This is a genomic window from Micromonospora inositola (genome assembly GCF_900090285.1).
In the GTDB taxonomy this organism is placed as follows: domain Bacteria; phylum Actinomycetota; class Actinomycetes; order Mycobacteriales; family Micromonosporaceae; genus Micromonospora; species Micromonospora inositola.
Map to the genome: position 1 here is coordinate 4162055 of NZ_LT607754.1, position 19324 is coordinate 4181378.

General features: G+C 69.9%; 20 protein-coding genes and 1 pseudogene. 9 read left to right on the top strand and 12 right to left on the bottom strand.

What is annotated here, in order from left to right:
* Position 1: 1 nt before the first annotated feature.
* Positions 2 to 121 (top strand): annotated as a pseudogene (locus GA0070613_RS32190) (energy-coupling factor transporter transmembrane component T); the annotation flags it as partial.
* A gap of 14 nt (positions 122 to 135) precedes the next feature.
* On the opposite strand, the gene GA0070613_RS19925 reads toward GA0070613_RS32190, so the two are convergent.
* Both GA0070613_RS19925 and GA0070613_RS19930 read right to left on the bottom strand, forming a co-directional pair.
* Positions 136 to 786: a response regulator gene (locus GA0070613_RS19925; protein ID WP_197698929.1), complete on the bottom strand. Its 651-nt coding sequence runs from the start codon at positions 784 to 786 to the stop codon at positions 136 to 138.
* Positions 783 to 1982 carry a sensor histidine kinase gene (locus GA0070613_RS19930; protein ID WP_089013675.1) on the bottom strand — a complete coding sequence of 400 codons (1200 nt, stop codon included), beginning with the start codon at positions 1980 to 1982 and terminating at the stop codon, positions 783 to 785. The genes GA0070613_RS19925 and GA0070613_RS19930 overlap by 4 nt, the downstream gene beginning before the upstream one ends.
* Positions 1983 to 2138: 156 nt before the next feature.
* Here GA0070613_RS19930 and GA0070613_RS19935 point away from each other — a divergent pair, with 156 nt between their 5' ends.
* Positions 2139 to 2834 carry a hypothetical protein gene (locus tag GA0070613_RS19935; RefSeq protein WP_089013676.1) on the top strand — a complete coding sequence of 232 codons (696 nt, stop codon included), beginning with the start codon at positions 2139 to 2141 and terminating at the stop codon, positions 2832 to 2834.
* 499 nt (positions 2835 to 3333) lie between these two features.
* Positions 3334 to 3801 (top strand): hypothetical protein, encoded by a 468-nt coding sequence (locus GA0070613_RS19940; RefSeq protein ID WP_157746399.1) that lies wholly within the window; start codon positions 3334 to 3336, stop codon positions 3799 to 3801.
* Between the two features lie 103 nt (positions 3802 to 3904).
* Here the strand turns inward: GA0070613_RS19940 and GA0070613_RS33540 are convergent, their stop codons facing one another.
* Together GA0070613_RS33540 and GA0070613_RS19950 are read right to left on the bottom strand one after the other, a co-directional pair.
* A complete protein-coding gene (locus tag GA0070613_RS33540) occupies positions 3905 to 4177 on the bottom strand; it encodes a DUF4352 domain-containing protein (RefSeq protein WP_089013678.1) in 273 nt (90 codons plus the stop codon).
* A gap of 60 nt (positions 4178 to 4237) precedes the next feature.
* Complete coding sequence (locus GA0070613_RS19950; RefSeq protein ID WP_089013679.1) at positions 4238 to 4909, bottom strand: hypothetical protein; 672 nt, start codon at positions 4907 to 4909, stop codon at positions 4238 to 4240.
* Positions 4910 to 5087: 178 nt separating this feature from the next.
* On the opposite strand from GA0070613_RS19950, the gene GA0070613_RS19955 reads away from it, so the two are divergent.
* From GA0070613_RS19955 to GA0070613_RS19970, 3 genes are all read left to right on the top strand, one after another.
* The gene (locus GA0070613_RS19955) at positions 5088 to 6266 is read left to right on the top strand and encodes a sensor histidine kinase (protein WP_157746400.1); all 1179 of its coding nucleotides are present in this window, start codon (positions 5088 to 5090) and stop codon (positions 6264 to 6266) included.
* Entirely contained in the window at positions 6263 to 6940 is a 678-nt protein-coding gene (locus GA0070613_RS19960; RefSeq protein ID WP_089013681.1) for a response regulator, read from the top strand. The genes GA0070613_RS19955 and GA0070613_RS19960 overlap by 4 nt, the downstream gene beginning before the upstream one ends.
* Before the next feature lie 852 nt (positions 6941 to 7792).
* Positions 7793 to 8464, top strand: coding sequence for a BON domain-containing protein (locus GA0070613_RS19970; protein ID WP_089013683.1), 672 nt, complete (start codon positions 7793 to 7795; stop codon positions 8462 to 8464).
* 145 nt (positions 8465 to 8609) lie between these two features.
* On the opposite strand, the gene groL is transcribed toward GA0070613_RS19970, so the two are convergent.
* From groL to GA0070613_RS32195, 8 genes are all read right to left on the bottom strand, one after another.
* Positions 8610 to 10181 (bottom strand): chaperonin GroEL, encoded by a 1572-nt coding sequence (groL, locus tag GA0070613_RS19975; RefSeq protein WP_089013684.1) that lies wholly within the window; start codon positions 10179 to 10181, stop codon positions 8610 to 8612.
* 171 nt (positions 10182 to 10352) lie between these two features.
* Positions 10353 to 11099: a recombinase family protein gene (locus tag GA0070613_RS19980; protein ID WP_231929291.1), complete on the bottom strand. Its 747-nt coding sequence runs from the start codon at positions 11097 to 11099 to the stop codon at positions 10353 to 10355.
* A gap of 67 nt (positions 11100 to 11166) precedes the next feature.
* Entirely contained in the window at positions 11167 to 11409 is a 243-nt protein-coding gene (locus GA0070613_RS19985; protein ID WP_089013685.1) for a hypothetical protein, read from the bottom strand.
* A gap of 147 nt (positions 11410 to 11556) precedes the next feature.
* Positions 11557 to 12201, bottom strand: a complete 645-nt coding sequence (locus GA0070613_RS19990; protein ID WP_089013686.1) for a M15 family metallopeptidase — start codon at positions 12199 to 12201, stop codon at positions 11557 to 11559.
* Positions 12198 to 13373 (bottom strand): UDP-N-acetylglucosamine--N-acetylmuramyl-(pentapeptide) pyrophosphoryl-undecaprenol N-acetylglucosamine transferase, encoded by a 1176-nt coding sequence (locus GA0070613_RS19995; protein ID WP_089013687.1) that lies wholly within the window; start codon positions 13371 to 13373, stop codon positions 12198 to 12200. Before GA0070613_RS19995 ends, GA0070613_RS19990 begins: the two co-directional genes overlap by 4 nt.
* Entirely contained in the window at positions 13373 to 14401 is a 1029-nt protein-coding gene (locus GA0070613_RS20000) for a D-alanine--D-alanine ligase family protein (RefSeq protein WP_089013688.1), read from the bottom strand. Before GA0070613_RS20000 ends, GA0070613_RS19995 begins: the two co-directional genes overlap by 1 nt.
* Positions 14398 to 15603 (bottom strand): alanine racemase, encoded by a 1206-nt coding sequence (gene alr / locus GA0070613_RS20005; protein ID WP_231929293.1) that lies wholly within the window; start codon positions 15601 to 15603, stop codon positions 14398 to 14400. The genes GA0070613_RS20000 and alr overlap by 4 nt, the downstream gene beginning before the upstream one ends.
* A complete protein-coding gene (locus GA0070613_RS32195) occupies positions 15600 to 15767 on the bottom strand; it encodes a hypothetical protein (protein WP_157746401.1) in 168 nt (55 codons plus the stop codon). Before GA0070613_RS32195 ends, alr begins: the two co-directional genes overlap by 4 nt.
* A gap of 179 nt (positions 15768 to 15946) precedes the next feature.
* Here GA0070613_RS32195 and GA0070613_RS20010 point away from each other — a divergent pair, with 179 nt between their 5' ends.
* The 3 genes from GA0070613_RS20010 to GA0070613_RS20020 all read left to right on the top strand — a co-directional run bounded on the left by GA0070613_RS20010 (position 15947) and on the right by GA0070613_RS20020 (position 19320).
* Positions 15947 to 16687, top strand: a complete 741-nt coding sequence (locus GA0070613_RS20010; protein WP_089013690.1) for a response regulator transcription factor — start codon at positions 15947 to 15949, stop codon at positions 16685 to 16687.
* Positions 16684 to 18375 carry a sensor histidine kinase gene (locus GA0070613_RS20015; protein ID WP_089013691.1) on the top strand — a complete coding sequence of 564 codons (1692 nt, stop codon included), beginning with the start codon at positions 16684 to 16686 and terminating at the stop codon, positions 18373 to 18375. Before GA0070613_RS20010 ends, GA0070613_RS20015 begins: the two co-directional genes overlap by 4 nt.
* A 78-nt stretch (positions 18376 to 18453) precedes the next feature.
* Positions 18454 to 19320, top strand: coding sequence for a HEAT repeat domain-containing protein (locus GA0070613_RS20020; RefSeq protein ID WP_089013692.1), 867 nt, complete (start codon positions 18454 to 18456; stop codon positions 19318 to 19320).
* Positions 19321 to 19324: the final 4 nt, after the last annotated feature.

A 19324-nucleotide genomic window follows, 5' to 3' on the forward strand; every position in this document is an offset into this window, starting at 1 on the left:
TGGCACCCGGCTGGCGGTGGCGATGGACGCCCGCGGCTTCGATGCCGGCAATCACCGTACGATCGCCCGCCGGCAGCGGTTCACCGCCGCGCTCGGCACCTTCCGCCCGCTGATCGGCTGACGGCGGCACCCGCCCTACCGCCGGAGCTGGGCCACCCCGCTCTGGTACGCCAGCACGACCGCCTGCACCCGGTCCCGCACCCCGAGCTTGGCGAAGATGCGGTTCACGTGCGTCTTCACGGTCGCCTCCTCGACGAAGAGCTCGCTGGCGATCTCGCGGTTGGACAGGCCTAGCGCCATCATCCGCAACACCTCGGTCTCCCGGGCGGTCAGCTCCGCCAGGCCCGGGTTGCCGACCACAGTGGCCGTCGCCGTGTAGTGGTCGATCAGCCGACGGGTGATCGACGGGGAGAGCAGGGCGTCGCCCCGGGCCGCCGTCCGCACCGCCTCGGCCAGCTCCCGGGGCGGGGTCGTCTTGAGCATGAACCCGGAGGCGCCGGCCCGGAGCGCCCGGTAGACGTACTCGTCGAGGTCGAAGGTGGTGAGCATGATGATCCGGGTCTCATTGCGCACGGCCAGGATCCGCTCGGTGGCGGCGATCCCGTCGGTGGGCGCCATGTGGATGTCCATCAGCACCACGTCGGGCACGCACCGGGCCGCGAGCAGCACGGCCTCCTCGCCGTCGGCGGCGTCGGCGACGACCTCGATGTCGGGCTGTGCCGTGAGGATCATGCGGAGGCCGCCGCGCACCAGCGCCTCGTCGTCGGCGATGAGGACGCGCGTCACCCGCTGACTCCCGTCGGGGAGAGCGGGGCAGCGGACGCCTCGGCGTCGAAGGGGAGCTCGACCCGTACCTCGAACCCGCCCTGCGCGAGCGGACCCGCGTTGACCGTGCCGCCGAACAGCTCCGCCCGCTCCCGGATGCCGGTCAGACCGTGGCCGGTGCCGGCGTTCCGCCGAGCCGGCCGCGCTCCGTCGTCGACCACGTGCAGCCGAAGGGCGTCGCCGGCCACCTCGATCGAGACGCGGACGGTCGAGCCCGGCGCGTGCCGGGCGGCGTTCGTCAGCGCCTCTTGGAGGATGCGGTAGCCGCTGACATCGGTGGCGGTGGGGATCATGCCGAGGTCGCCCGTGACGGTCCCCTCGACCCGGCCGCCGGCGAGGCGCACCGCGGCGGTCAACGCGTCGATCCGCCGCAGCGACGGCAGCCCCTCCGGGGCCGCCTCCGCACCGCGGAGGATGACGAGCAGCCGCCGCAGCTCGGTGACCACCTCGCGTCCGACGTCCTGGACCGCGTCGAGTGACATGCGGGCCTGACCCGCGTCCGAGTCGAGCACGGCCTGCGCCGCTGCGGCCTGCAGCACCATCACCGAGACTCCGTGCGAGACGATGTCGTGCAGTTCCCGGGCCACCCGCAGCCGCTCGTCCGTCCGGGCGGCGGCCTCCCGCTCGGCGGCCAGCGCGACCAGCCGCGCCGCCTGCGCCCGCCGCATCCGCACGGCGTACCCGGGGCCCAGCACGGCCAGCCCGACGAACAGGATGAACACCCAGTCGGAGTCGCCGGCCACCGCGTTCTCGATCCCGAGCGCACCGAAGTAACTGACCACGGCGACCGTGGGCGCCGCCCGGCCACCCACGGCGACACAGCCGAAGCAGGCGGCGAGCAGCGCCAGCAGCGGCACGACCGGCCACTCCGGTAGGACGGGCGTGAAGCTCTGCGCGGTGAAGCAGACGCCGGCGAGGACGGCGGCCGTTCGGGGGTACGACGTGCAGCCGGCCACCGCGAGGCCGTAGCCCGCCACCAGCACGGTGAGCACGGCGAGCCAGCCGTCGGGAAGCGCGGCAAGGTCCGGCCCCTGCCCCTCGACATAGCCGGCCAGCGGGACGTAGAGCTCGGCCAGGCCGAACGCGAGCAGCGCGACACCGGCGAGCCCCGTGGCCACCTCGCGCCACCGGGCCCGGATGTCGAGGGCGGCTGACATGCGTCGAAGGGTATCCACCGCGAGCGGAGTTCCGCGTCCACCCACAGGTGTAGCGGCGGCGGCCGGGACTCCACCCCTGGATCAACTTCACGGCCGACGACCTGGCCGGGCCCGGCTCCTAGCGTCCCTCGCACAGCTTCTTGGAGGGAGATTCATATGGATGACCAGACCGGACGGCAGTGGAGCCGGCGGCTCACGGCGGGTGTCCTGCTCACGGGCGGCCTGCTGTACGGCGTCGCGACTGCCTTCTACTGGGTGATGTTCCCGGACGACGTGTCCGAGACCGCCAGCAACGTGGCGGTGGCCGCCGAGAACCTGGGCGCGTGGCGGGTGGAGACCGTCCTGTTCGCCCTGGCCCATCTTCTGCTGCTGCCGGCGACGCTCGGGCTGGCGGCCGTGCTGGCCGGACGGAAACCGGTCGCGGCCACCATCGGCGGCGCGACCGCCCTGCTCGGCCTCTACTTCTCCACCGTCCACCTCTGGCACTACAACGCCTACTTCGGGGCCCTCGCCGGCGGCGGGGTCGACGCCGACGCCGCGCGGCCGGTGACGAACGCCCTCGACGGAGACCCGTTCGTGATGGCCTCGTTCGCGGTGTGGCTGCTCGGCTGGTTGGTCGGCCTCCTGGTACTCGCCTTCGGCGCCTGGCGGGCCCGGCTGGTGGCGCTCTGGGTGCCGCTGGTCCTCACCGCTGGGCAGGTGCTGGACCTGGTCACCGACGGGGTCCCGCTCAAGGTCGCGGTGAGCGTGCTGATGGTGGCCGGCTTCGCCGGCCTGGCGCTCGGCGTCGATCGGTCGCGCCCGGTCTCCACGCCGGCAGGGAGGGCAACCCGGGCGACCGCAGACGCCTGACTCGGGGTCACGCCGGGAGCGACATGTCCGTCAGACATACATATGTCTCACAGACATGTCGCTCAGCCGAGCGTCCGCAACAAGGCAGCCGGCCAGCCGGACCCCGAGCTTAGCGCCGTCCCACTGAGGCTCAACCCGGTCACGTCGGTACGACGCGCCGAGGAGCCTCCACAACAGACCTGCGTCTTTCAACCTCTGTAGCGCCGACCCGATCCGACCACGGCGTACGGCCCGAAAAGCAGCGGCAGGTCATTCACCGACAGGTTGTCCCGTAGTCGCGCTCGCACAAGGCGGCTGGACGGGTACGGGATGGCGCCAAGGAGTGGACGGGACTTTTGTCCACGCAGTCGCATCGTTGAGCGGATGGTCACGCGTTCCGATTCGAGCCCGGGTGGAGACCGAGTCGGTCCCGTGCGGGCGTCGGACCTCGGCAACGTGTACCCGGGACATGGGCTCACGCAAGCTCACTAACGGATCACACCGTCCGGAGGAGCCGATGATGATCAAGCGACTGTCCGCTTTCGTCACCGCCGCGCTCGCGGTGACGGTGACGGTGACGGTGGGGATCCCATTCCTTGGTGCGCACGCCGATGACAATCGAAGGGCGCAACTGACCCTGCTTGGTCGCGCCGTCCTGCCGGTCGAGACGTACGCTCCCGGCCCGCCCTCCGGGACCCTCTTGCCTCCCGGGACCGTCAATGGGATCACATTCCCGCTGCCGTCGCAGCCGGTCGAGGGGTTCTCGGCGGTCGTCGCTGGCCGGCACCCAGGGGAGTATCTCGCCATGCCAGACAACGGGTTCGGTGCCAAGGTGAACTCGAGGGACTTCCTAATCCGCGCCTACTACATCCGGCCGGACTTTAAGACCGCCAAGGGTGGCAGCGGCGAAGTCGACGTCGACATGAACTTGAAAGAGCAGACGAGCTCGTACGCCGGAAGGTCTACCAGAAGCCACCGCGAGAAATGATTTGCCCTCGCCCCTGCAGGTTCAGCTGCTGCCCGCATGCCGGCCGGCGATATCGGCGACAGCCCCGGAGGTTCTCCGGGGCTGTCGTCTGTTGCTAGGCCGGTCACAGGGTGACGACGGCGTCCTCGGCTAGGGTGAACAGGCCGGCGTCGAAGGTGATCGTCTTCAGCTTTGTGCCCTTCGGCACGTCGAAGTAGACGTTCGCCTTCACCGCGTTGCCCGGGTTGATCTCGTCGAGGAAGCCCTTGGCGTCGTCGTTGTCGTAGATGGCGGCCTCCCCGTCGACGTCGTACTCCCGGCCGGAGGCGTCCTGCGCGGTGATGGTGCCGTCGGCGTGGAACAGGTGCTGGCTGCCCTTGCGCCTCCGTACGTCCAGCCACTCTCACCGAGGTGTTGTTCGCGACCGACCCGGGATCTGGGTCGGCTGCGAACATGTTCAGGCTGTCACTGTCGCGTCTGCGGTTCTGGCGGCGACGGCGATCCGGGCCGGGTCCCGGTGAGCCAAAACGCCGCCGAACGCGAGCAGCATCAGGACGGACGAGACGGCATCGGCCTGCGGCACGGTGTCGGCGAGCACGAAGCCGACGATGACCGAGGCGATGCCAGCGGCGAGGGACCACCAAGGCGCGACCCGGGCGCGGAACAGGCCGCCCAGAAGCACCGGCAGACCGAAGAACCAGCCGGGCAGATAGAGCGCGAAGATCGTGAGCAGCGCGGCACTCTCGTTCATGCGCGCGAGGATCGGCACGGCCGCCGCCGCGTCCTGGTTGACGACGGGTACGAGAGAGAGCTCACTGGCGGCGAGACCAACCAGGCCGAGCAGCCCGGCGCCGAACAGGATGGTGCCTGCGGTGCTCAGCCCACTCCCGCGCCGGCCGATTCGTGCGCTGAGCGCGGCTAGGCCGGGCAGGATGACGGCGGCGCCGAGCATCGTCAGCGTCCAGCCGATGAGCCAGGCGTCCGCAGACTGCGCGATGGCGGCGGCCATCCCGTCGGCGCCGTCGCCGGAATCGGGCTGGACGAGCTCGCCGGCGGTGAGCAGAAGCGGGCCGACAACCAGGCCGGCGAGCGCGGCCCGGCGTCGGATGCTGATGTACGGCGCGGTCATGGTTCCTCCACTGTCATGGCCCGCCCGGTGGGCGGGTTCGGCGTGACATTAGGAAGCCGAACCGCGCCAGGTCGTCCGGCGATCGGGGGACGCACGTCATCACCGCGACGGACCTCTGCCGCCCGGGTCCACCGGATTGCGGATGTGCCTGGTCCGGCCGGGCACCTATCGTTTTGGCGTGCCTCACCGTCTCACCTGGTCGGACACTGTCCTGCCCGCGTGCCTGGCCGTCCTGGCCGTGGTCGAGATTGTCGCGATCCCGGCGTTGGCCGCGGACCCGGAACCCTCGCTGATCACGACGCTCGCGATGACAATCGGCCTGGTCTGGCGCCGGGCCGCGCCCCTGCCCTCCACGGGAGTCGTCGCGGCCTGCTTCGCGGCTTATCCCTTGCTGGCCCCGCACCCGACCGAGAGCCTGATCCAGGCGCTGGCGCTGCTGGTCGCCGCGTACGCGATCGGCGCGTACGCCCCGATCCGCCCGGGCCTGGCTGGGACGGCGGTCGTGGTCGTGGCCGGGGTGGTGCGCAGCCTGCTGATGGACTATGACGTTGGGTCCGTCGCCGTGAACAGCCTGTGGGGTCTGCTCGCCTGGGCGGTCGGCAGGGCCATGCACCGACGGGACCGGCGGGCGCGGATGGCACAACTGGCCGTGGTCGAGGGCGAGCGGATGCGCGAGGCGGGCGAACGCGAGGCGGTCGCCGCCGAGCGCCGACGGATCGCGCGGGAGCTGCACGACGTCGTCGCTCACGCTGTGACCGTCATCGTCGTCCAGGCGCGCGGCGCCCGCCGATGCATCGACACGGATCCGGAGCAGGTGCGCCGAGCATTGGACGCAATCGAGGACATGGGTAGCGACGCGATCGACGAGTTGCGGCGGATGCTCGCCCTCTTGGGCGATCCCGACCAGGACGGGGATGAGTCGGAGGTGCGGTCGGGCCCGGCCGAGCTCGAGGCGCTCGTCCACCGGGTCGCCGCCGCTGGCCTGCCGGTGACGCTCCAGGTGACCGGAGCGCCGACCCGGCATGCGGCCAGCATCGACGTGTCGGCCTACCGCGTCGTCCAGGAGGCTCTGACGAACGCGCTGCGCCACGGTGGGGGGACGCCGGCCCGCGTCACGGTCACCTACCGGGCCGACGGAATCGACGTGCGGGTCGACTCCGGCAACGGGACGGCTGGCCTGCTGGCCGACGCGGCGGTCGGCGCCGGCATCGGGGGTGGCGTGGCCGGCACCGGCCGGGGGCTGGTCGGGCTACGCGAGCGGGTGCGGTTAACGGGCGGCACCCTGCACGTCGGTGCCGACGGTCACGGGCGGCACACCGTGCACGCCGTCCTGCCGTTCGACGGACAGCCGTCATGACAATCCGCGTCATCCTCGTCGACGATGAACACCTCATCCGCAGCGGCCTCCGCATGATCCTGACCGCCGAGCCGGACATAGACGTCGTCGGCGAGGCGGCCGATGGCGTGGAAGCCGTCGAGGTCGCCCGTCGCACCACGCCGGACGTCGTCCTCATGGACCTGCGGATGCCGCGCTGGGACGGAGCCGAAGCCACCTATCAGATATTGCGGTCGGTCACGCCGCCGCCGGCGGTGCTCGTACTGACGACCTTCCACGCCGATCGCGAGGTGCGCCGCGCCATGACGGCCGGCGCCACTGGGTACCTGCTCAAGGACGCTCCAGAGGAACGCATCATCACGGCCATCCGTGGCGCGGCTCAGGGAGCAACGGTCCTCGACCTCACCGTCTCGCGAAGGCTCGTCGATGGACTACGCACCGCCGATGCCGGACCCCCACCGGTCCAGCTGGGTCACCTGACCCCGCGAGAGCTGGAAGTCCTCCAATTCCTCGCGCAGGGCATGACGAACCGGCTGATCGCCGAGCGCCTGTTTCTCGGTGAGGCCACCGTCAAGACGCATGTCGCGCGCGTGCTCTCCAAACTCGGCCTCGAGAGCCGCGCCGAGGCCGTGGTCCTCGCCTACGAGTCGGGTCTTGTCCGCCCCCGCACTGGCGACAGACCCCCAGCACCGTGAGGTGTGCACCACTTCCCGGCGCGGCTCACTCCTATCAGCCATTCGTAATCGCTGTCGGCCAGGTACGCGGCGAGAATGCCCGGGATAGTTATCTAGTGCTCTGACCACAAACGTTGGCGGTGTTGGTGACACGCCGGCCTGAGTGAAGGGCTGGGCCGGCGTGGGGCCGTCAGGCTGTCGGGGTGGCAGAGCCGGTTCGGGTACGTCGATTGAGTGATCAAGAGGGTCAACGGCTGCAACGTCTGGTGCGTCGGGGCACCGGCTCGGTCGTGCGGCTGCGGCGGGCGATGGTCGTGCTCGCCTCAGCTGGCGGCAACAGTGTGCCGGTGATTGCCCTGGGGATGGCCGCGGCGAGGACGGGCTCGGCATGCTCGAGTCCCCCAGCCGACGCGGTCTGCCCTGCGAGGAAGTGGTTGTTGGGCCGTTGCGGCCTGGTTCATCCCGTCGAGGTGGCGATGGTGTGACCGAGGGCGCGCAGCGTGCGGCGGAACTGCTTTTCGTGTTCGACGGGTACGGCGAGGTGACGGTCGCCGACGAGGGTGCACAGGGTGCGCAGTTTCGGGTCGCGGCGATGAGGGCCGCGAGGGGTACGTCGGCACGACATCGTGCTCGAATCGCCGCAACCGGGATGACACCAATCACGGCCGAGGCTTTGAGGACCGCTCTCGACATCGCCGGTGTGGGATGCGGGACCACCGTGGAGAGTCACCCCGCAGTGGTGACAAACAATGCCGCACCAAATAAGCCGGCATAACATGTTAAACACATGCAGTTGAGAATCAATCTCAAGATTTATTCGAATATGCACCAAATCGGCTGGCGTGCTGACAGCCGGAGGGTCATGGTTGGCCTATGACACAGACTGTCCGGAGGAGCGACAAGGACCTGCAGACCAACGTAACCGACGAACTGTTGTTTGATTCCAGCATCGACGCCGCGCATCTCGTGGTGCTGGCGAACGGCGGCGTGGTGACACTCTCCGGCGACGTGGGCAGCCTGCCCGAGCGGCATACGGCGAAACGGGCGGCCATGCGAGTAGCCGGCGTTCAGGCCGTCACCGACGACATCGTGGTCCGCGACCCGGGCGTGTCCGGCGCCAAGGACAGCGACATCGCCGAGGCGGCGAACCAGATGCTCAGCTGGGCGGTCGACGTACCCTCCGACACAGTCAAGGCAGGGGTCCGCGATCACGTGGTCACCCTGTCCGGCACCGTCAACTGGCAGTACCAGCGGGAGGCCGCGGCACGCGCGGTCATGTACCTCAAGGGCGTCACCGCGGTCGCCAACACCATCAGACTGATCGCGACCACTCCAGCGTCCGACGATCTGAAAGCCGCGATCGACGGGGCGATCCTGCGCAACGCCCAGCTCGACTCCCACCAGATCAAGGCTGATGTCAACGGCGCGGAGGTGACGCTGCGCGGGTCCGTGCGATCGTGGGCCGAACGCCGTCAGGCCGAGAAGGTGTCGTGGTCATGTTCCGGCGTGACCAGCGTCAAGAACCAGCTCACCGTCACCGCCTGATTCCGGGTCCACCCCGCCGTCCCTGACGGCACGACAGCTCAATCCCTTGACGGGGCCGGCCAGTGCGGCACGCAGCCGCACTGGCCGGCCCCGGTCTGTGACAGCCCCGAAGGTCGTCGCTGCCCGGCAAGCCGACGCCGGGCGTCTATGGCTTGTCGGCGACGAGTACCTCGGTGGTCAGAAACAGCGCGGCGATCGACGCGGCGTTCTGCAGCGCGGAACGGGTCACCTTGGCCGGTTCGACGATACCCGCCTTGATCATGTCGACGTACTCGCCGGTGGCAGCATCGAGGCCGTGGCCGGCGGGAAGTGAGTTGACCTTCTCTGCCACCACGCCGCCCTCAAGGCCGGCGTTGCTGGCGATCTGCTTGAGCGGCGCGGTCAACGCGACCCGCACGATGTTCGCGCCGGTGGCCTCGTCACCGGCAAGGTCGAGCTTGTCGAACGCCGTGACCGCGGCGTTGGCCAAGGCCACGCCGCCGCCGGGGAGCAGGCCCTCTTCGATGGCGGCCTTGGCGTTGCGGACGGCGTCCTCGATGCGGTGCTTGCGCTCCTTGAGCTCCACCTCGGTGGCCGCACCGACCTTGATCACCGCGATGCCGCCGGCCAGCTTGGCCAGCCGCTCCTGCAGCTTCTCCCGGTCGTAGTCGGAGTCACTGTTGTCGATCTCGGCGCGGAGCTGGGCGACCCGGCCGGCGATCTGCTCCACGTCACCGGCACCGTCGACGATGGTGGTCTCGTCCACGGTGGCGACCACCTTGCGGGCCCGGCCGAGCATGTCGAGGGTGACGTTTTCCAGCGTGAGACCTACGGTGTCGCTGACGACCTGACCATTGGTGAGGACGGCAAGGTCGGCCAGCATGGCCTTGCGGCGGTCACCGAAGCCGGGTGCCTTGACAGCCAGCGACGTGAAAGTGCCACGGACCTTGTTGACGATCAGGGTTGCGAGAGCCTCGGCCTCGACGTCCTCGGCGACGATGGCCAGCGGCTTGCCCGCCTGCATGACCTTCTCCAGGATCGGGAGCAGGTCGGTCAGGTTCGAGATCCTGTTCTCGACGATGAGGAGGTACGGGTCGTCGAGAACGGCTTCCATCCGTTCCGTGTCGGTGACGAAGTAGGGCGAGATGTAGCCCTTGTCGAAGCGCATGCCCTCGGTGAGCTCCAGCTCCAGGCCGAAGGTGTTGCTCTCCTCGACGGTGATGACGCCTTCCTTGCCGACCTTGTCCATCGCCTCGGCGATGAGTTCACCGACGCTTGCGTCGGCGGCGGAGATGGACGCGGTGGCCGCGATCTGCGCTCTGGTCTCGACGTCCTGGGCCTGGTTACGTAACGCCTCGGTCACCGCGGCCACGGCCTGCTCGATGCCGCGCTTGAGCGCGATCGGGTTCGCGCCCGCGGCGACGTTGCGCAGCCCCTCCCGTACCAGGGCCTGGGCCAGGACGGTCGCCGTCGTGGTGCCGTCGCCGGCCACGTCGTCGGTTTTCTTGGCGACTTCCTTGACCAGCTCGGCACCGAGCTTCTCGTACGGGTCGTCGAGCTCGATCTCCTTGGCGATGCTGACACCGTCGTTGGTGATGGTCGGCGCGCCCCAGCTGCTTGCCAGCACGACGTTGCGGCCCTTCGGGCCCAGCGTCACCTTCACCGTGTCGGCGAGGATGTTCATGCCACGTTCGAGGCCGCGACGGGCGTCTTCACCAAATGCGATCAACTTGGCCATCTGCGTCGTCCTCTACTCGTCGTGCTGACATGCAGCACTGATCGGACCGACCTGCGATGACGTACGCGCACGCCCCACCAGAGGGCTCATCCCATTCGGCTAGCACTCGCACAGGGCGAGTGCTAACTACGGTCTAGCACTCGCCGCCTGAGAGTGCAAGGAACGCGAAGATCATCCTCCCGTGGTCGGATCCCAACACCCGCCGCTCGAAGATCCATCGGACGTACGGGGCGGTGACCGGGTCGGCTTCCAGGCGATGCAGGCGCCGCCCCAGGCGGCGTGGGCGTGGTTCGGATGAGGTCCGGCGGCCACGAGTCGGTAGCCGTAGGGTGGCCGGCCGCCGAGGCGTCGACCCTGCAGTTCGGCTTGGGCGCGCATGGCCGCGGAGGTGCGGTGCCGGGCTCGGGACACCTCCCGCTGGGAGACCACGCCCAGCAGGTCCAGCAGCGCCAACTGTCGGGGGTTGTCGAAGTCCACCGGCCCGTAGGTCTCCGGCAGCCACAGCTGCACCCCGTGCCGGACGATGGTGGGGGTCAGCTGTTCGAGCTGTTGGCCGTGGAAGGCGCTTTCGTACTCGCCCACGACGATCGCGTCGAACCCGCGCGCCGGGTCCGCCACGGCGGCGAGCAGCCGTGCCGCCTGCGGCCGGTCCGGCCAGGCCAACCGGCGGGAGACACCCTCGTCGAAGAACTCGGCCACGATCCGACCATGACCGGCGACCAGGTCCTGGGCGTAGTCGCGCTGCCACCGGCACGACGACGCCCGATCCTGGCAGTCCGTTGTGGACATCCGGCCGTAGAACGCGAACCGCAGCCCATCCGCCGACGAGGTGAACCGCCGCGGCCGGACCTTTCGCTGCTGGGCCGCCCACGACGCAAGAGTGGCCTGTCCGGGGATCACATCCATGCGCATCGCCATAGGACCTCCATGATCGGCGTGCCTGCCACCGGTTATGGCCTCACCGTCCCAGCTAGGCGTTGTGCACCTACTTGTGGAGGTTCGTCACCTGGTGCCGCTGGTTTCGTGGCTTGCCGGTGGGCGTGAACCGCGATGAAACCGCGGTGATCCCCGCCGTCGGCATGCTCGCCGGCATGACGACGACAACCGTGACCGCGATCCAGAAGGCCGGGTAGAGCCGCACGATCCGGGAGACGACGAACGCCCGGGGCCTGCGGTCCCACGCGGACAACAGCACGACGAAACCGCTGATCACAATGAACAGGTCCACGCCGAGATAACCGTACCGGGACACCTCGCCGAGCCCCCGGGAACGAGACCGGTGAAAGCCCCTGCATCCAGCCGGAGAAGGTGTAATGGAAGATCACCACCGCCAGGGCTGCGATGATCCGCAACAGATCAATCTCGTACAGCCGCCTCACGGCAGATCTACTGGCCCGTACCGGGTCCGGGCGGCCCCGGTGCTCAGCGCCCAGTAGCGGTCGCCGAACGACCAGTGCCACCATTCGGTCGGGTAGTTGACCATGCCGGCGGACGACAGCGCGTGGCCCAGGATGGCGCGATTGGTGCGGGCCTGCGGCGAGATGTCGGGTGATCCGGTGAAGCAGGCGTTGGCGCTGTCCACCGGGCTGGCGTTGACGATCGTGCCCAGGTCCAGTTCGAGCCCATCGGCCGTACAGAGCGTGAGGTCGACCGTCCCGCCGGTACTGTGCGGAGCCACCTCGGGCGGCGAGATGTACTTGCTGGCCTCCACGTGCCGGCGCGCCGAGTCCCAGTCCGGGTACCTGCGGCGCAGTTCGTCCTTGTAGCCCTCGAAGTAGGTCGTCTGCAGGCTGAGTGGCCGGTACCCCTCGATGATCCGCAGCCGCAGCCCCCGAGGCAGGGTCCGCTGGGCGGCGAGCAGGCGCTGGACCGTTGCCTCACGCAGGTGTGCGTAGGCCCCGGCCTCGTCGGCCAGGCGATCGTCAACCCGAAGTTCCGCAACCTGGCGTACGTCGACCAGGGCCTCCCCGTTGTCGCCGAGCGGGATGGCCGAGATTCGCCGATCAGACAGCAGGATCATGACCGGTACCGCCCAGCGGCGTCGATGATCGCGCTGGCCACGGCCGTGGCCGCATGGGGCCGGCCGTGTTGACGGGCGGCGTTGGCCAACTCCCGGCGTCGCTCCTGGTGGTCGAGCAGCACCATGATCTCCTCACAAAGGCGGTTGGCGGAGGCGTCGGAGCCGGCGAGCATGCGGGCCGCACCTGCGTCGGCGAGGTGCCGTGCGGTCCGCCGCTGCTCGTCGCCTCCGGTGGGGATGAGCGGGATGAAGACGCATGCCTTGCCCAGGGCGGTGAGTTCGGCGACCGTGCCGGCGCCGCTGCGCGCGACGACGATGTCCGCAGCGCTCAGGACGTCGGGCAGCTCGCCGTGGACGTAATCGACCACCCGGTACCTGCTGCGCAGGTGTTCCGGGAGGGCGGCCGCGACCTGCCGCATCCGGTCGAGTGAGAAGTCACCGCACTGGTGCAGCACCTGACATTTCGGCAGGAGTCCGGGGAGGATGTCGGCGATCAGGTTGTTGACCTGGACGGCGCCCTGGGCGCCGCCGGTGACGTACACCAGCGGCAGGCGCGGATCCAGGTGGTATGCGGCGAGCGCCCGGTTGCGGTTGCCACTGAGAATCTCGGGCCGGATCGGGTTGCCGGTGATCACCGCGCGGGCTTTCGCTCGGGCGGGCAGATGGTCGATGGAGGATTCGTGGCTCAGCAGGACTCGATCGGCCAGGCGGGCGAGGATCCGGTTCGCCAGCCCGAGCGTGAGGATCTGCTCGTGCATGACCAGCGGGCGGCGGGTCATCCAGGCGGCGATCCCGATCGGGACGGAGACGTACCCGCCGGTGGAGAAGACCACGTCGGGCCGGGTGCGCACCACGATCATGATGGACTGGAAGATGCCGAGCGGCACGCGGAAGGCGTCGGCGACGTTGCGGCCCCACTCGTGCAGGTTCGGCGAGCGGCGCAGTTTGCCGGTGGTGATCGCCGTGAAGGGAATGCCCTCCTGCCGGGCGATTCTGGCCTCCAGTCCGTGGGCGACGCCCACCCAGCGGACGTCCGGTGCGGTGCCGGCTGCCGCTAGCCGGTCGCGGAGCGTACGGATCGTGGTCAGCGCCGGGTAGGTGTGCCCGCCCGTTCCCCCGCCCGTGACGATCATGCGGAGACCACGGAGATGTTCCGCGGTGTAGACGGCCATCAGCAGGGACTCGGGCAGGGGGAGGCGGTGTCGCGTCGGTGCAGTGCGCCCTGGATGAGGATGTCGAGCAGTGCGGAGTAGCCGACGCCGGCCCGCTGCCAGATCTGCGGGTACTGGGAGGCGGCGGTGAATCCGGGGAAGGTGTTGACCTCGTTGATCACCGGCTCCCGGTAGTCTCCGGTCCACCCTGTGCCGTGGTCGGCGTCCCGATCCGGGAGGAAGAAGTCGACGCGGAGCAGCCCACGGCAGCCGAGCGCGTGGAACGCCTGCACAGCCCGGTCCTGCAGCAGTCGGGTGGTGCCGGGGTCGAGCTGGGCCGGAATGTGGAAGACGGCACCGCCGTCGTACTTGGCGTCGTAGTCGAAGAAGGCGGCGTTCGCCACCCGTATCTCCAGCGGCGGCCCGGCCTCGACGCGACCGTCGGGGTGCTGAAGGACGCCGACGTCGATCTCGCGCCCGCGCACGGCGCGTTCGACGAGAACCTTCGCGTCGCTCTCGCGCGCGAGCCGCAGGGCGGCAGGCAGTTGCGCCCATTGTTCGACCTTGGAGACTCCCAGACTGGAGCCGGCCCGGGCCGGTTTGACGAAGACGGGCAGCCCCAGCCGCTCCTGATCCCGCGACGACAGCTCCTCGTCGGGGCGCAGCGTCACCCCGGCGGCCACGCGCAGGCCGTCGGCGGCGAGGAGTTTCTTCGTGACCGGCTTGTCCATCCCCGCGGCGCTGGCGAAGACACCGTTTCCGACAAACGCGACGCCGAGCCACTCCAGCATCGACTGGACGGTGCCGTCCTCACCGTACGGGCCGTGCAGCGCCGGAAACACCACGTCCTGACCGCCCAGGCTCCGCAGCGCCTGCGCGAACGTGGCCCGGTCGCCATCCACCCGCCACTGGCCGTCCCGCTCGATCAGCACCTCGGTCACGTCGTACGTGTCGCGGTCGAGATGGGCCAGGATGCTTTCCGCCGAGCGCCGGGAGACCTCGTGCTCCCCGCTGCGCCCACCGAACAGCACCGCCAAACGAACAGTCATGATGTCGCCGCTCCCCCGCGTAGGTGTACGCGCGCCACTCGCGCTCCAATTCCGGTCAAGACTTCATGCGGGTTGGTGCCGGCCCACTGCGCCCACTCCGCGGCCGTCGGCTCGGCCGTGTCAGGCGAGCCCGGCTCGGCGCCGGCACCGAAGACGACCACGGGATCGCCGAGCACCACCGGTAGATCGCCGACATCGGCGACGCACTGATCCATGGCGATGCGGCCGACGATCGGACATCGTCGACCAGCGAGCCAGACCCACGCGCGGCCCTCGGCGGTGCGCGACAGACCATCGGCGTACCCGAGCGGCAGCAGAGCGAGCGTGGTCGGCCGATTGGTCACGTGGTCGGGCCCGTACGAGACGCCGGTCCCGCCGGGCACGCGCTTCAGGTTGATCACCCTTGACCTCAGGGTCATGGCGGGTCGCAGGCCGAAACGGCGGGGACCAGTCGCGCCAAAGGGGTCGACGCCATACATGGCCAGGCCGATCCGACAGAGATCGAACCGGGTCTCCGGGGCGGCCAGTGTCGCCGCCGAATTGGCCAGATGCGCCACTTCGGGGTCAAGCCCGGCATCCCGAGCGATCCGCAGCGCCTCCCGGAACGTTGACAGCTCCCGCCCGATGCTCGGGCATCCAGGCACGTCGGCGTTCGTCAAGTGGGACCACACCCCGTGTACCCGGACGCTGCCCTCCGCCTCGTGCTTGCGAGCCCAGGCGACCAGTTCGGGCCATTCGTCGCCGCTGGCACCGTTGCGTGACAGACCGACGTCCGCCTTGAGCTGGACTGCGGCGGGCACACCGAGATCCGTGGCCGCGTTGGCGACCGCGCGCAGATGGGTCGTGGTCGACACCGCGATGTCGACGTCCGCGGCGATCAGGCGGGTGAAGTCCTCGTCCGGCCGGTGCAGCCAGCTCAGGATGGGCGCATCGATGCCCGCCGATCGCAGTGCCACCGCCTCCGTCGCCGAGGTCACGCCCAGCCAGTCGGCGCCGGCCCCCAACGCAGTCCGCGCCACCGGCACCGCGCCGTGCCCGAACCCGTCGGCCTTCACTACCGCCATCAACCCGGTACGTGCGATGGCCGCGATCGTCCGGATGTTCTCCGCGATCGCCGCAAGATCGATCACGGCCTCGGCGAGCTGGGCACTCCCGTTGATCACATCGGTCGGCGCGCGCCGACCGCGCGTACCAGGCGTCACCCGGCAGCCCTGGGTTCGACGGGCGGTTCATCCGGCGGTTCGGCGGCCCCGTGCCCGCCGACAGCGGCGGCCCGGCGCACCGCGAGCGTCTCCCGGATCCGCCGCCGGACCGCCCGCCGCCGTTGCTCGTCGCGGCGGCCTGGGTGTGCTGGTTCGAAGATCATGTCCGGCTCCTGACTGACATGACGGGCACGGTAGGCAGCCTGTTGTGAAGAACCCTTGAAGAAGCCGTGGGCCAGCTGTGCGGATATCCCGCTCGCCGCTTTCGGAGCCCGCCCACATCAGTTCTTCACGGGTTTCGGGTTTACTTGACCCCCGCCACCACCAGGCAGAATGGGGAAACATGAGCGCGCGGATCCTGGTCGCCGAGGACGACCCCAAGCAGGCCAACCTGGTGCGGGTCTATCTCGAACGCGAGGGGCACAGCGTGCTGCTGGTCGGCGACGGGCGGGGCGCGCTGGACCAGTGCCGGGCTCGCCGGCCGGACCTGGTGGTCCTCGATGTGATGATGCCGGTCGTCGACGGCCTCGACGTGTGCCGGATCCTGCGCGCCGAATCGGACATCCCGGTCCTGCTGCTGACCGCCCGTACCACCGAGGAAGACATGCTGCTGGGCCTGGACATCGGCGCCGACGACTACCTCACCAAGCCGTACAGCCCGCGGGAGCTGGCCGCCCGGGTACGGGCGCTGCTGCGCCGGGCCCGGGTGGTGAGCGCCGACAAACGGGCGGTGCTGCGCGTCGGCGAGCTCGAGGTGGACGCCGGCCGGTTCGAGGTACGCGTCGGCGGCCGGCCGGTCGCCCTGACGGCCAAGGAGTTCGGCATCCTCGAGGTGCTCGCCGGCGAGCCGGGGCGGGCGTTCACCCGGGCGCAGATCATCGACCGGGCCTTCGGATTCGATCATTTCGTGCTCGAACGCACCGTCGACGCGCACGTGATGAACCTGCGCCGCAAGATCGAGGATGATGTTGCCGAGCCGCGGTACGTGCAGACCGTCTACGGCCGCGGCTACCGGCTTGCCGAACCGGAGCCGGAACCGGCGGCGACGCCGACGCCCGAGGGCACGCCCGGAGCCAGCCGGTGAGTTTTCGGCTACGGGTGCTCTGGCTGGTCATCCTCGTCGCGGTGAGCGCGACCGCGGCGACCGCGTGGCTGACCCTGCGGCAGGCCTCGCAACAGATCAACGACTCGGCCACCACCGACCGGGCGCAACTCGACCAGGTCGTCGGCCGACTCAGGACGTACGGCAGCCAGCACGGCACCTGGGAGGGCGTGCCCGACCTGGTGCAGGCCCTGCGCGCCCAGACCGGTCAGCGGATCCACCTGGTCGCCGACACGGGTGACGTGATCGTGGACACGGACACCCAGGAGAACCGCACCGCCCGGCCGCTGGGCACGATGGTCGGGTTCGTCGACCCGCGGCCGGTATTGAATCTGGCCGCATTGCCAGCGGAGCCGGCCCGGGAGAAAGGCGTGGTCCTCGCGATCGCCGCCTACCGCACCGGCGTGCTGTTCGCGGCCTGCCTGACCCGGGAATCCGTCCCTGTTGTTGCTTCACCCACCAGCACGGGAGTTCCGCAGTTCGACGCCGACCTGGGCGCGGCCGACGTGCGCGATCGCCAGGGCGTCGACGAGATCGTCGACGGCTGTCGCGACGCCGCGGCCGAGCCGGACCGGGACCGGGCGGCCGGCGCCGACCGGGTGCAGGACTGTGGCGCCCTGACGGCGGTGGAACCACTGGATTCCTGCTTGGCCCAGGCCTTTACCAACCAGATCAGTGACGTCGCGCCGATACCCGCCCGGGTCTACCTCGGCGCTCGCGGCGATCCGGCGTCCGCGCTGGCGGCCGGTCCGCTGCTCGCCGCGGCGGCGGGCGTTGCGACGGTCGCGGTCATCGGCACCGTGCTGCTGAGCCGGCGAGTGCTGCGCCCCATCGACACGCTCACCACGGCCGCTCAGCGGCTCGGCCGGGGCGACCTCGCCGGACGGGTGCCGGTGCGGGGCAACGACGAGCTGGCGGAGTTGGCCCGGTCGTTCAACCGGATGGCCGACTCCCTGCAGCGCGGGGAGGAGCGGCAACGCCGGCTGGTCGCCGACGTCGCACATGAACTGCGCACCCCGCTGGCCAACCTGCGCGGCTATCTCGAGGCGCTCTCCGATGGCGTGATCACGCCGGACCAGGAGCTCTACGCCTCGCTGCTCGAAGAGGCGGTGCTGCAACAGCGCATCGTCGATGACCTGCAGGACCTGGCCCTGGCTGAGGCCGGCAACCTGGCGTACCACCGGGTCACCGTGGATCTGGCCGAACTCCTGGAGACCTGCCGCACCGCCCACCACGCCCGGGCGGAGTCAGCCGGGGTGTCGTTGCGCGTGGCGGCCGAGCCGGTTGCGGTACACGCCGATCCCGACCGGCTCCGCCAGGTGGTGGGCAATCTCGTCACCAACGCACTACGGGCGACCGCTGCGGGCGGCAGCGTCCGGCTGGTCGCGAGCCGCACCGACACGCAGGCGATCGTCCAGGTCGTCGACACCGGCTCGGGAATCGCAGCGGACGCGCTGCCGCATGTGTTCGACCGGTTCTGGCGGGCCGACGCCGCACGGGGCCGCCGTACCGGGGGCAGTGGCCTCGGCCTCGCCATCGCCCGGCAGATCGTCACCGATCACCAGGGCACCATCACGGTCGCGAGTGAGGCCGGCGTCGGGACGACATTCACCATCACGCTTCCCCTTCCGACTAAGGGACGTCTCGTAACCCCGGCGTCTGTCTGTTGAGGACGATCGTCGAGGATGCCTGGGTGCAGGTGATCTCCCGGAGCCATCCTGCACCAGCAGGCTGACAGAACCCATTAGATGAGCGCGTTGATCTTGCACGTCGGTGCTTTGTTCCGCCGCCGGATCGTGGTGTGGCATGGTGTCCGGGTGATCGACAGTCGTGGGGCGTTGGAGGCCCTGGTCCGACATGCCGTGGAGCTTGAGGACGACTACGAGGACATCGTGGCGACCGTCACGGCATTGTCGACGTGCGGGGACACCACGTTGGTACCCGCGCTGCAGGAGACACTGGACCGGTTCCTCGACGAGGGGAACTTCTACGGTCGCGACTTGATTGCCGGTGTCCTGGCCGGCATCGAGGGTGTGGCGGGGCTGCCGGTGCTGCTGCGCGCCTCTGCGCGTGATCTCGGGGACGACCAGGACAGCTTGCAGGCCGAGATCATCGAGCTACTGCACGCGGACCGGGCGGCCAGCCGGTGCTTGCTGCTTGAGTTCGCCACGGGTGATACGCCCGAGCTGCGCCGCGAGGGGCTGTGGGCGCTTGGGTTCGTCGTCGAAGCGCAGGATGTCGAGCTGCTGGCCGCGGCCGCGACCGACTCCGACCCGAAGGTCAGGTCCATGGCGATCGGCTCGATCCCTGACCCCGCCGGCGACGAGCGGGCATTCGGTGCGGTCGTTCTGGCGTTGCGTGACCCGGACGAGCAGGTGCGGGTGGCGGCGGCGAGCCGGCTTGGCTACACCGGCCGGGCTGACGCGGTTGCGCCGCTCGTTGCCCTCGCCGCCGACCGGGCACCGCAGGTACGCTCCATGGTCGCGTACGCACTTGGGCGGCTCGGTGGGGACGAGGCGACCCCGGCCCTGCTGGAGCTGCTCGACGACTCCGACGGCACGTCCGCGAGTGCGCCGCGGAAGCCCTCGGCTCGGTTGGCGGGCACGCCGCGGTAGATGC

Bases quoted from the DNA above. Each gene is read 5' to 3' on its own strand.
- groL (WP_089013684.1), bottom strand. From the start codon at position 10,181: ATGGCCAAGTTGATCGCATTTGGTGAAGACGCCCGTCGCGGCCTCGAA.
- GA0070613_RS19935 (WP_089013676.1), top strand. From the start codon at position 2,139: ATGGATGACCAGACCGGACGGCAGTGGAGCCGGCGGCTCACGGCGGGT.
- GA0070613_RS20000 (WP_089013688.1), bottom strand. From the start codon at position 14,401: ATGACTGTTCGTTTGGCGGTGCTGTTCGGTGGGCGCAGCGGGGAGCAC.
- GA0070613_RS20020 (WP_089013692.1), top strand. From the start codon at position 18,454: ATGAGCGCGTTGATCTTGCACGTCGGTGCTTTGTTCCGCCGCCGGATC.
- GA0070613_RS19980 (WP_231929291.1), bottom strand. From the start codon at position 11,099: ATGGCGATGCGCATGGATGTGATCCCCGGACAGGCCACTCTTGCGTCG.
- GA0070613_RS19960 (WP_089013681.1), top strand. From the start codon at position 6,263: ATGACAATCCGCGTCATCCTCGTCGACGATGAACACCTCATCCGCAGC.
- GA0070613_RS19970 (WP_089013683.1), top strand. From the start codon at position 7,793: ATGACACAGACTGTCCGGAGGAGCGACAAGGACCTGCAGACCAACGTA.
- GA0070613_RS19990 (WP_089013686.1), bottom strand. From the start codon at position 12,201: ATGATCCTGCTGTCTGATCGGCGAATCTCGGCCATCCCGCTCGGCGAC.
- GA0070613_RS19930 (WP_089013675.1), bottom strand. From the start codon at position 1,982: ATGTCAGCCGCCCTCGACATCCGGGCCCGGTGGCGCGAGGTGGCCACG.
- GA0070613_RS19995 (WP_089013687.1), bottom strand. From the start codon at position 13,373: ATGGCCGTCTACACCGCGGAACATCTCCGTGGTCTCCGCATGATCGTC.
- GA0070613_RS19950 (WP_089013679.1), bottom strand. From the start codon at position 4,909: ATGACCGCGCCGTACATCAGCATCCGACGCCGGGCCGCGCTCGCCGGC.
- GA0070613_RS20010 (WP_089013690.1), top strand. From the start codon at position 15,947: ATGAGCGCGCGGATCCTGGTCGCCGAGGACGACCCCAAGCAGGCCAAC.
- GA0070613_RS19940 (WP_157746399.1), top strand. From the start codon at position 3,334: ATGATCAAGCGACTGTCCGCTTTCGTCACCGCCGCGCTCGCGGTGACG.
- GA0070613_RS32195 (WP_157746401.1), bottom strand. From the start codon at position 15,767: ATGATCTTCGAACCAGCACACCCAGGCCGCCGCGACGAGCAACGGCGG.